The sequence below is a fragment of the Gardnerella sp. 30-4 genome, assembly GCF_001641215.1.
Taxonomy (GTDB): domain Bacteria; phylum Actinomycetota; class Actinomycetes; order Actinomycetales; family Bifidobacteriaceae; genus Bifidobacterium; species Bifidobacterium leopoldii.
In genome coordinates this window covers 1-11,161 of record NZ_LXJL01000091.1, presented here as the reverse complement: position 1 = coordinate 11,161, position 11,161 = coordinate 1, and the positions used below count along the sequence as shown (strand labels likewise).

Annotated in this window: 7 protein-coding genes and 1 pseudogene; 7 read left to right on the top strand and 1 reads right to left on the bottom strand. The window is 40.7% G+C overall.

Annotated features, from left to right (window positions below; translation table 11 throughout):
* The first annotated feature begins 150 nt into the window (after positions 1-150).
* The 7 genes from A5294_RS05250 to A5294_RS05220 all read left to right on the top strand — a co-directional run bounded on the left by A5294_RS05250 (position 151) and on the right by A5294_RS05220 (position 9,521).
* Entirely contained in the window at positions 151-1,884 is a 1,734-nt protein-coding gene (locus A5294_RS05250) for a SpaH/EbpB family LPXTG-anchored major pilin (RefSeq protein WP_064340632.1), read from the top strand.
* 89 nt (positions 1,885-1,973) lie between these two features.
* Positions 1,974-3,002, top strand: a complete 1,029-nt coding sequence (locus tag A5294_RS05245; protein WP_064340631.1) for a class C sortase — start codon at positions 1,974-1,976, stop codon at positions 3,000-3,002.
* Between the two features lie 216 nt (positions 3,003-3,218).
* Positions 3,219-5,918 carry a DNA translocase FtsK gene (locus A5294_RS05240; RefSeq protein ID WP_064340630.1) on the top strand — a complete coding sequence of 900 codons (2,700 nt, stop codon included), beginning with the start codon at positions 3,219-3,221 and terminating at the stop codon, positions 5,916-5,918.
* Positions 5,919-5,981: 63 nt separating this feature from the next.
* Positions 5,982-6,677 (top strand): CDP-diacylglycerol--glycerol-3-phosphate 3-phosphatidyltransferase, encoded by a 696-nt coding sequence (pgsA, locus tag A5294_RS05235; protein ID WP_004118957.1) that lies wholly within the window; start codon positions 5,982-5,984, stop codon positions 6,675-6,677.
* A 109-nt stretch (positions 6,678-6,786) separates the two neighbouring features.
* Positions 6,787-7,476 carry a CinA family protein gene (locus tag A5294_RS05230; protein ID WP_064340629.1) on the top strand — a complete coding sequence of 230 codons (690 nt, stop codon included), beginning with the start codon at positions 6,787-6,789 and terminating at the stop codon, positions 7,474-7,476.
* Positions 7,477-7,681: 205 nt separating this feature from the next.
* Complete coding sequence (gene recA, locus A5294_RS05225; RefSeq protein WP_004118965.1) at positions 7,682-8,821, top strand: recombinase RecA; 1,140 nt, start codon at positions 7,682-7,684, stop codon at positions 8,819-8,821.
* Between the two features lie 31 nt (positions 8,822-8,852).
* The gene (locus A5294_RS05220; protein ID WP_004106499.1) at positions 8,853-9,521 is read left to right on the top strand and encodes a regulatory protein RecX; all 669 of its coding nucleotides are present in this window, start codon (positions 8,853-8,855) and stop codon (positions 9,519-9,521) included.
* Between the two features lie 59 nt (positions 9,522-9,580).
* Here A5294_RS05220 and thrC read toward each other — a convergent pair.
* Positions 9,581-11,108, bottom strand: a pseudogene (thrC, locus tag A5294_RS05215) (threonine synthase).
* Positions 11,109-11,161 lie beyond the last annotated feature (53 nt).

Here is an 11,161-nt window from a genome sequence, read left to right as displayed (position 1 = left end):
TAATATTCCTAAACTTAAAAAATTTACTCATTTATGAGCAAATTGCGTGAATAATTCGAAATTCGGTTAAAACCGATAAACAATTACATACTTACATCAAAATTTCAAAACTTTTAATTGCTGGAAACAGCATTTATGAAAGGAATGAATATGAACAAATTCACTAAACAATGCGTGGCGGCATTCGCCTCGCTCGCAATGGCTGGCACGCTGTGCGTTGCCGGTGCTGTGGTGGCAAACAACGTAGCATTTGCTAATAGTCCAAGTGCTGAAGCTGCTAAGCCCGCACCTTGGTCTGAAGCTGGTAAGAAGCTGACTGGTACTATCACCATTCATAAGAAGGATGATACTTCTGGTACACCTGTTGGTCTTAACGGTGCAACCTTTACAATTCAGAAGGTTAGTACGATTGATAGCGCTGCTGTTCCTGATCTTACTAAGCAAGATGATTGGATTAAGCTTGCCTCTAAAGTTAAGGAACTTAACGAAGCTGCAAAAGCTGGTAATACTACCAAAGTCGGCTTTGATGACAAATTTGGCACTAATGGCAAGATGAACCAAGACACGAAAACAGTTGGTAATGAAAAAGGCGTTGCAAAGTTCGATAATCTTGCAATCGGCTTGTACTACGTTGAGGAAACTAAAGTGCCAACAGGATATAGCCCTGAGTTTACTCCATTCTTTATAACTGTTCCGCAAATTACGCGTGAAGATAAAGCAACTGCCAACACTTATACGTATGATGTAAGCGTTTCTCCAAAGAACTGGAATGCTAATGGTGGTATTACTAAGGATGCTCAAACTAGCAAGATGGTAGGCGATGGAGACACGCTTCCATACGTGATTACCGCTAAGGTGAAGCTTCCACTAACACCTGCAATGGATAACAATAAGTTAGCAAACTCTAATTTCAAAGGCTTTAAGGTTTGGGATGATGCGTTAATATCCGCATATAGCAACCTTGACAAGTTTGGTGATACTGTAAGTAATTATAAGGTTTACGTTGGTGAGTACAATTCCAGCACTAAAGCTTTGAAGCAGGGTGCTGTTGAGTTAACTAAAGCAGCTAATGATTTTAGTGTAAGTGATAGTACTAATACGCCTAAGGATAATACTCGTAAGCGCATTCTGTTCACATTCCAAGATTCTGGTTTAGCTAAAATTGCTAACGCGTTTGGAACAGATTCTAAAGTGTACGCTAGTAAGGATATTCGAGTTCAGGTAACTTTGAATCTTAAGATTAAGAGCGATTTTGGTACAAAAAGTGTAAAGACTACACTTACCAACAAGTATGGTTTTAACCCAGGCGGAGACAGCGGCAAGGATACACCTGGTAACGATACCAATACTGTATTCCACAAGTTCCATATCTTGAAGTATGACGGCACTGATACCTCGAAGAAGACAGTTCTTTCTGGAGCAGAGTTCAAGGCGTTTGCTGATAAAACTGAAGCTGTAAAGTGTGCAAAGGATCCAAGTGGAAATAATTGCAATAGTGCTATGCCTGGCTTTGCTGCTGCCACTACTGCAGGAACTTCTACCATCACTACAACTGGCACTGACGGTAAGACTTCTGATTATGTTGTCAAGACTACTGATCAGAATAGCAAGATTTATCTTGTTGAGGTTAATGCTCCAAAAGGTTATGTTCGCTCAGAAGATGTTCATGAAGTGAATACTGCTAAAGCAAGCGATACTGAATCGCTTGAAGTTCCGATTGCTGATGTTCCAACGAGCAATAGCATCGACCACTGGTTCAAGCTTCCAAAGACCGGTGCTTACGGCGTGTTTATTTTCGCTATTGCTGGCATTGTTTTGATTGCTGCAAGCGTGTTTATTTACACTCGTAACAATCGCAAAGAAGAAGATAAGCAGCGCGCTTAGTATTCTTCTAACGTAAATATATTATAAAAAACTCAGGGGGTTGGGCGGTATTTGCTTAGCCCCCTGTTTTACTTTTTGGAAGTGGATGTATGAGTTTTACTAAATTTGCAAAAGCTTGCCGCAGCAGCTTAGAGAGATTAGTGCGATTAGCAGGCTTACATATTCTTAAATCCACTCCCAATGAATCGTCTGCAAACGAATCGTCTGCAAACGAATCTTCTGCAGACTCAGATTCTGCAAATCCCAAAAAATCTGTTTTTAAATGCGTTGTTGAACCAATTATTTTGGCACTAGCTGCAATTCTATGCTTCACCTACCCAGTGGCATCAACACTGTGGAATAATCACGTGTCTAAACAAATTTCCATAGATTACGACAAAGTAACTTATAATCAAGCCGCTAGCGTGCGACAATCTATTCTAAAAAGTGCGCGAAAATACAATGCGCGCAGAAAAAAAATTTTTACAGCCGATCCGTATGATGGTAGTGACAATTACAAAAAAACAGCAGACTATAAGTCATATATCAAACAACTAGACGAACCAATGGGAATTATGGGAATCATAAAAATCCCAAAAATAGGCGTAAAACTACCGATTTATCATGGTGCTTCGCGCGATGTTCTAGCTCGCGGAGCAGGGCACTTGTATGGCACAGATTTGCCAGTGGGCGGCAAAAACAGGCATACTGTTATCACAGCTCATACTGGTTTGCCTACAGCAACCATGTTTGACGGTTTAATCGATATGAAGCGTGGAGACTACTTCTACATTGATGTACAGGGCTATACAATGCGCTATAGGGTGTTTCGCATTAGCGTTGTAGACCCGCATGATATTAGTTTGTTGCAGCGAGAAAAGGGTCGCGATTTAGCGACTTTGCTTACATGTACGCCGTATGGTGTTAACTCGCATAGATTGCTAGTGACGGGGTATCGCGTGCTGCCGGACCCAGCGCATGCTCCAGAAGATCATCTTCAGTGGCCATTCTGGATGACTATGTTCCTTATAGCATTGATAAGTTGCGCGGTGGTTCTTGCCACAATGATTATTGCTATAGTTCGAAAACGTCGTAATAATAATATTGCGCCGCAAGGAATGCATATTTGTGAAAAATAAATACATGATTGCTTATTGTGAAAGAAAGAAGTGATATATCAACGATTTATCAGTTGATGAAATACTTGAGGAATGTGCATCATATTAGCATTAGAGTAAGCGGCAATCGCTTCATTTAAATAACCTCAGTCTATGGAGTAGACTGGTATGGTTACGCATATGTATGTTGATGATGACATGGCGTACTAAATAGCACATGGTGCAGAAGGAGTATTTATGGCTGGTAAGGCTTCACCTAGTGAACCATTATGGGAGACAATTCTCCTGTTTGTGCCTAGAACTTTAGGAAAGTTAGTGCGCTCGCTTTTTGGTGTTGGAGAATACGATGAGGCATATCGCAGGGACGGTTTGTGCTTCGTTATGCTTGTTCTTGCGATTTTATTCTGCGCATCAGAATGGTTTAGAGTTAGTGGATTTATTGGAGTAGGTCTCCATTTTGTGTCTTCTAGTTTGCTTGGAATTATGAGCGTTGTTCTGCCTGTATGGTTAAGCGTTGTCGCTTTTAGGTTGATGCGTAACAGTGGAGTTGGCTCTGGTAATCCTCGTGTTATTAGCGGATTTATTATTCTATTGTTATCTGTTTGCTCAATTCTTGATATTTCTTCTGCGCCTCGCGGAAAAGCATTTAATTTAGGAACTGTGCAAAAGTCAGGTGGGTTATTAGGTTTTGTACTCGGATCTCCGCTATCGTGGGGTCTTTCTCGTATTTTTGCAATTATTATTTTTGTAGTAGCTGCTATTTTTTCGATATTAATGATTACTCGCCTTCATGTAACTGATATAGCTCAAGGTGTTGCTACTATTTTTGCTAAATATAACAGTAAAAAATCTTCTGAAGATTTAGGAAACTCTGAAGAAGATAATTCTGACAGCAAAACCAATTCTTTGGAATTTGCAGATGGCGTGCCAACTCACAATGAAGAGTCGTCGAAAAATAATAGCGGATCTTCTCAAATGTCTTCTGTGTTGAAACTGTTTAAATCATTCTTTAAGCGTAAAAACAGTAATAATAATGGGGAATTGCTTGACGAATACGCCGGCGATGATGCATTTTCGCATGCTGCTTCTCACGGTAATAGTGTAGATAATCTTGAAAGAGTTGAACCTCGTAAAGCAAGAACTGTGAGCAGCTCTTCCGATAATAATGCTGCAAATAATTCCCAATTTGAAAATGCTGATAATAATTCGAGTCAACTTACACCTAGAAGTGTTTCATCTTCATCAAAGCCTGTTCCTGAAGAAATATTGCCAAAAGCTCCTATGAGTGATTCCTCTTTATCTGCAAGCGATCCATGGTCAAGTATTCCAGCTGAACGTATGGATCAATATCGCAGGGATCAGGAAGATTCAGATAATGAAAATGCTGCAGACGGCGAAAATGGTGCTGGCAATAATAATGAGCCTTCTTTTGATTCTTTCTCTGAACCTTACAAGCTCCCTGATTTGAATCTTTTAGCTCATGGCAAGCCTCATGCTGCGAGAACTCCAGCAAACGATAACGTTATTCGCGCGCTAACTTCTACTTTTGAGCAATTTGACGTCGACGCTCACGTTATTGGATTCCTTAGAGGACCATCTGTTACGCAGTACGAGGTTGAGCTTGGTCCTGGTGTAAAAGTTGAAAAAGTTACGAATTTGCAAAAAAATATTGCATACGCTGTAGCTAGTACGGATGTGCGTATTTTGTCGCCAATTCCAGGAAAGTCTGCTATTGGTATTGAAATTCCAAACGTCGACCGCGAAATTGTGCATTTGGGAGATGTTCTGCGCTCGCAAAAAGCTATGAATGACCCTAATCCTATGCTTACAGGCGTTGGAAAAGATGTTGAAGGTCATTTCGTAACTGCAGCTCTCGATAAAATGCCGCATTTACTTGTTGCTGGTGCTACCGGCTCCGGTAAGTCGAGTTTCATTAACTCAATGCTTACTTCGATTATTATGAGGGCAACTCCTGAGCAAGTTCGCATGATTATGGTCGATCCTAAGCGCGTGGAGCTTTCTGCTTATGCTGGCATTCCGCATTTGCTTACTCCGATTATTACGGATCCTAAGAAGGCTGCGCAGGCTCTTGAGTGGGTTGTTAAAGAGATGGATGCTCGCTATGATGACTTGCAATTCTTTGGTTTCCGTCATGTTAAAGATTTCAACAAGGCTGTTCGTGAAGGAAAGGTTCACGCACCGGCTGGATCTGAGCGAAAAGTTGCTCCATACCCGTATTTGCTTGTGGTTGTGGACGAGATGGCTGATTTAATGATGGTTGCTAAGAACGATGTTGAAAGTTCTATTCAGCGTATTACTCAGCTTGCTCGAGCTGCAGGAGTGCATTTGGTTCTAGCTACTCAGCGCCCGTCTGTTGACGTTGTAACAGGCTTGATTAAAGCAAATATTCCTTCTCGTTTGGCTTTTGCTACTTCGTCTGCTACTGATTCAAGGGTTATTCTCGATACTGTTGGTGCAGAAACTTTGATTGGTCAAGGCGACGCTTTGTTCCTTCCAATGGGTGCTGCAAAACCTCAACGTGTGCAGGGTTCGTGGGTGAGTGAATCTGAAATCCGCAAGGCTGTGGAGTATGTTCGCACGCAGCGTAAACCAAAGTATCGTGAAGATATTGAGCAAATGGCTCAAAAAGCGGATGCTCAAGCTCAAAGCAAGCTTAAAACTAGCGATATTGGCGACGATATGGATGAGTTGCTTCAGGCTGCTGAGCTTGTTGTCAGCTCGCAATTTGGCTCTACTTCAATGCTTCAGCGTAAGTTGCGCGTTGGTTTTGCAAAGGCAGGTCGATTGATGGATTTGCTTGAATCTCGAGGCGTCGTGGGACCTTCTGAAGGTTCTAAAGCTCGCGAAGTTTTGGTTCAACCGGAAGATTTGCCAAAAGTTTTGGCTTTTATTCGTGGCGAGTCAGATTCGTTATAAGATATTGTATTGTTGTGTACAACACCAAGTTGTGTGTGCTAGAAGTTTTTACTTTGCAGTAGAATGAAGGTTATGCGTATGAAGAAAAAAGCTAAGTCATCATTTTTTGCTGGCTGGAATTATGCTCCAAATATTGTGACTTATATCCGTATCGTGCTTTCGCTTGTTTTTATTGTTTTATATTTGAAAGCAGGTACGTGGGGTTTTGATTCAGTTTCGTTGCGTTGGGCTGCGTTTGTGCTGTTTGTCGTAGCTGCTTCTACGGATAAGCTCGACGGGTGGATGGCTCGTAAATATCATAAGGTTACAGAATTAGGTAAGTTACTTGATCCAATTGCGGATAAAATTCTTATTCTAGCTGCGCTTATTATTGCTTCTGTTTTCGGCGAAATTTATTGGTGGATAACCATCTTGTTCATGATTCGCGAAATTGCTATTACTCTTGTGCGAATTTATGTTGTTAATGTTCGTGGAAGAGTAATTGCTGCATCTTCTGCAGGAAAGTATAAGACTCTTACGCAATCGATTGGTATTGCAATGATTATTGCACCGCTTGTTGCAACTCTTCATGCTAATCCATTGCCTTCTTGGATGGTTTCTTACTATGCAGTGGCTTTTGGCTTGCTTGGTATTTCTTTGGGCTTTGCTTTCTATTCTGCAGTTTTGTATGTCTATAGTGCTTTCTTTGAAGGTTCTTCAGATAGCGAATCTCAAGTTGATGATGCAAAAAATGCAGTTCCTTTGCCTCCTGTGAAGTAAATAAAATCAATAAGTAAACTTCTTGTTTGTAGCTTACGGTTTTTCATAGATTATCCCTAAAGGGTTTATGTTGTGGAAAATCGTAAGCTACAATCATATCGAGCGTATTATGAATAATTCTTCAGATTTTAATACAGTTTCTTTAGCCGCGGATCTATTGGAAAAAAGTTTTATTAAAGGAATGCATATTGCTTCAGCAGAGTCGTTAACTGGCGGGCTTTTGGCTGATGCTTTTGTTTCTGTTCCTGGCGCGTCACGAGTTTTTTGTGGCTCTGCTGTCACTTATGATATTCATGCTAAATCCAAAATTCTTGGTGTAAATTCTAATCTTTTACAATCTGAAGGCGCGGTTTACCAGGATGTTGCTTTTCAGATGGCGCTTGGAGCTGCTCAAATATATCGTGGCAGTGGATGGGTGTATGGGGAAGATTATGAGTGTTGTGCAAATTTTCCTATTATTGGCTTGTCTACAACTGGTGTTGCAGGTCCTGGTCCCGATGGCAATAAACCAGCAGGTTTAGTTTATGTTGGAATATTTTTGCCTAAAGTTAATGATGTTATGGATTCTGTGAAAGATGCGGCTCATAAAGAACTTGAAGATGGATGCGTGAGTAACGTCTATGATTATGATTTTGCTCAAATCGAAAGTCAAAGCGTAACTAAAATTGCGCAATCAAGTGTTGCTTTTGTTTTTGAATTGAGATTATCTGGCAGTCGTCAAGAAGTTCGCGAATCTACTGTATTTCAGTTGTTGAGAATTACTAATGAGTTGATTGCTTATGTCGAAGATTGTAAGTAGTTGGGTTGTAATCAAGACACGCGCTATCGAACAAATGTTCGCATATATAGTATACTTGTGTTTGTCGAGATGATTTAAGCTGAGTTAAGCGTTTAAGTGCTTGGATTAAATGTTTTATCCACATTGCACAAAAATGCTTGTACTTGAATCTAGTATGGAACTAAGGTCGTTCGATACATAACGGCATGCGAAAGGAGTAGCATACATGGCGCAAACGAAAAGTAAAGGCAGTATTAATCGCCTTATTGATGCGGATAAAACAGATCCACGTCGCCAAGCAGCGTTAGAAACTGCTTTAGCCAATGTTGAACGACAATATGGAAAAGGTTCTGCAATGCGCTTAGGTGATAGACCTATGCAAGATGTAGAAGTTATTCCTACTGGTTCATTAGCGTTGGACACTGCTTTGGGGATTGGCGGTGTTCCTAGAGGGCGAATAGTTGAAGTCTACGGTCCTGAGTCTTCTGGTAAAACAACTCTTGCTTTGCATATCGTTGCAAATGCTCAAAAAAATGGTGGGGTAGCGGCATTTATTGATGCTGAGCATGCGTTGGATCCTGTCTATGCGCGAAAGCTTGGAGTAGACACGGATGCTCTTATTGTTTCTCAGCCAGATAACGGTGAGCAGGCATTGGAAATTGCTGATATGCTTATTCGTTCTGGTGCGTTAGATGTTATTGTTGTTGATTCTGTAGCGGCATTAGTTCCTAAAGCTGAAATCGATGGCGATATGGGAGATAGTCATGTGGGCTTACAAGCTCGCTTAATGAGTCAGGCGTTGCGTAAGATGACTGGTGCTCTTTCACAAGCTGGCACTACTGCTATTTTTATTAATCAGCTTCGTGAAAAAATTGGCGTATTCTTTGGTAACCCTGAAACTACCACTGGTGGTAAAGCTTTGAAGTTCTATGCGTCTGTGCGTATGGATATTCGCAGAGTTTCTACTATTAAAGAGGGTGAAGAAGCTGTTGGCAACCGAACGAAAGTTAAGATTGTCAAGAATAAAATGGCTCCGCCTTTCAAAACTGCTGAGTTTGATGTTCTTTACGGAGAAGGTATCTCTACTGAAGGTTCTGTTATCGATATGGGGCTGCAAGCTGAAGTTATTAAGAAATCTGGTTCTTGGTTTACTTATGACGGTGAGCAGCTTGGACAAGGTCGTGAAAACGTCCGTAAGTTCTTGAAAGATAATCCAGCTATTACTGAAGAAATTAGCGAAAAAGTCAAAGCTTCGTTAGGTTTAATGCATCCTGAAGATCAATTCGCTGAAGATTCTGAACTAGATCAATTCGCTGATGATTCTGTAGCTAAAAATTCTGCACAAAAGTCATCCGAATCGAAGTAATAATAAGATTACAGTGTAAAGCGAATGCAATATGCCTATTAGTGTAGAGAGTTTTCTTCGCGATCATCCAGTAGAGCGGACTGAAGAAGATGACGAAAGTAATAGCGTAAAGCCACATACTCGCAAAAAAATATCGCATAAGTCAGTACTTTTAAGCGCAAAAAATAATACAAAAAACATGCCGTATGTAAAAAACGCTAAAGTAAGTGATTTAAGCGACGAACTTTGCAATAGTAGTGAAGATGATTGCAGGGAAGCTGCTTTAAGGCTTTTAGATTATGCTCCTCGCTCTGTGATGGACATGCGCAAAAGGCTTAAAGAAAAAGGCTACACGGAAGTTGCTGTTGACGCGGTTATTCATCGTTTGCTTGAATTGCATCTTCTTGATGACAATCAATATGCTCAAATGGTGATTCGCTCTTGCGCTGTGAGGCTTCTTGGTGCTAGAGCTACTCGAATGGAATTGCAGCGTAAAAATGTTGATCCTGCTGCTATTTCACAAAACGTAGCTTCTGCTCAAAACTCTGGAGTATTCACTGAAGCAGCGTGGGAACTCGGTCGCAAAACGGCTTCGCGCACGAGAAATCTTGAGCCTTTAGTTCGAAGACGAAGATTTTTCGCAGCAGCTGCAAGGAAAGGTCATGATTTAAACGTTATTAACGAAGTGTATGCAGCTTTATTCGAAAGTAATAACGAATGAATAGTAAAAGAGGCTGGCTTATACAAGTAAACCAGCCTCTTTCGTTTAAAACTTTATGATTATTTTGCGAAATTATGCGCTTGAGCTACAACATACTCAGGCATATCTTCAACATTAATAACATCATTAAAGCGTGGAGATTTTTGCTCAAGATTTCTAAGCATGCTTGGAGCTTTAGTTCCTGTAGCTTTACTAAGAGCGTCCATGCATTTGAAATCATCCATATCTTGCACATGCTCAATATTCAAAGCTTCAGCAACAACGCGAGGGAATTTGTATGGGCTTGCAGTGCTTAGCAATACTCTAGGTGTGCTTTCGTCATGTGGAATATTTTGCATAACGAAGAATCCGCAAGCAGTATGTGGATCGATTACATACTTGTACTTGTTCCAGCAGTCATAAATAGCTTCGCGAATTTGATCCTCATTCGCCCAACCGCAGCCAAACAGTGAACGGATCTTTGCAAGCACATTTTCTGGAATCTCAAAAGCACCCCACTGAGTCAAATCGTTCATAAGCATTTGTATTAAACGCGTGTCTTTATCGCACATGTAATAAAGCATTCGCTCCAAATTAGAAGAAACCAAAATATCCATAGAAGGAGCAACAGTGTGATGGAATGTGCGCTGACGGTTGTAAGTGCCGCTTACCAAAAAATCAAAAAGCACATTGTTACTATTGCTAGCAACAATGAGATGCTTCACTGGAAGACCAAGCATTTTCGCATAATATCCTGCTAGAATATCGCCAAAATTGCCTGTAGGAACACAAAATTCTACTTCGTCTCCAAGTTTTATAACTTCGCGTTCAATAAGCTGCTTGTATGCTGCAAAATAGTAAACAACTTGTGGCACAAGACGACCAACGTTAATTGAGTTAGCTGAAGACAATACTGTATTCGCATCTTCTTCAATATTTTTGTTGAGCTCATTATTTGTGAAAATCTGTTTAACGCCTGTTTGAGCATCGTCAAAATTACCGCGGACTGCGCAAACTTTCACATTTTCGCCTACCTGAGTAGTCATTTGCAATTCTTGGACGCGGCTAACTTTTCCTTCTGGATAAAAAGTAATCATAGAAGTGCCTGGAACATCAGCAAAACCAGCCAAAGCAGCTTTACCTGTATCTCCAGAAGTTGCAGTTAGAATCATAACGCTTTTTTCAATATCAGATTCGTTCTCGTGTTGAGTTTTAGTGCGAGACATTAATTGTGGCAACATTTGCAAAGCAACGTCTTTAAACGCACAAGTAGGACCATGGAAAAGTTCCATCACAAAATCGCTAGTGTTCCCAAGCTGCTGGAGTGGAGTAATAGCGTTATTAGACCATTGATTGCCGTATGCCAGTTTAATGCAAGAAGAAAGCTCTTCTGAAGTATAATCAGGCAGCAACAGTTGCAAAATATCCTGCGCAATTTCTTGATACGATTTGCCTTGCAATTTAGAAATATCGTAACGCTCGCTACCCAAGGCTATCAGCTACAAATAATCCGCCATCTTCAGCAATTCCTTTACGTATTGCCTCTTTTGATGTGCATGTTGGCTTAAGCGAACGAGTGCTATGGAAAATAGTTGTATCTGATGCCATAATAACTCCGTAACCGTCTGTTTATAGAGAATATTTTTTACTTACGTAGATTA

What these genes read in the sequence shown, in the direction of transcription:
- A5294_RS05250 (WP_064340632.1), top strand. Translation starts at nt 151, where the DNA reads ATGAACAAATTCACTAAACAATGCGTGGCGGCATTCGCCTCGCTCGCA.
- A5294_RS05245 (WP_064340631.1), top strand. Translation starts at nt 1,974, where the DNA reads ATGAGTTTTACTAAATTTGCAAAAGCTTGCCGCAGCAGCTTAGAGAGA.
- A5294_RS05240 (WP_064340630.1), top strand. Translation starts at nt 3,219, where the DNA reads ATGGCTGGTAAGGCTTCACCTAGTGAACCATTATGGGAGACAATTCTC.
- pgsA (WP_004118957.1), top strand. Translation starts at nt 5,982, where the DNA reads ATGAAGGTTATGCGTATGAAGAAAAAAGCTAAGTCATCATTTTTTGCT.
- A5294_RS05230 (WP_064340629.1), top strand. Translation starts at nt 6,787, where the DNA reads ATGAATAATTCTTCAGATTTTAATACAGTTTCTTTAGCCGCGGATCTA.
- recA (WP_004118965.1), top strand. Translation starts at nt 7,682, where the DNA reads ATGGCGCAAACGAAAAGTAAAGGCAGTATTAATCGCCTTATTGATGCG.
- A5294_RS05220 (WP_004106499.1), top strand. Translation starts at nt 8,853, where the DNA reads ATGCCTATTAGTGTAGAGAGTTTTCTTCGCGATCATCCAGTAGAGCGG.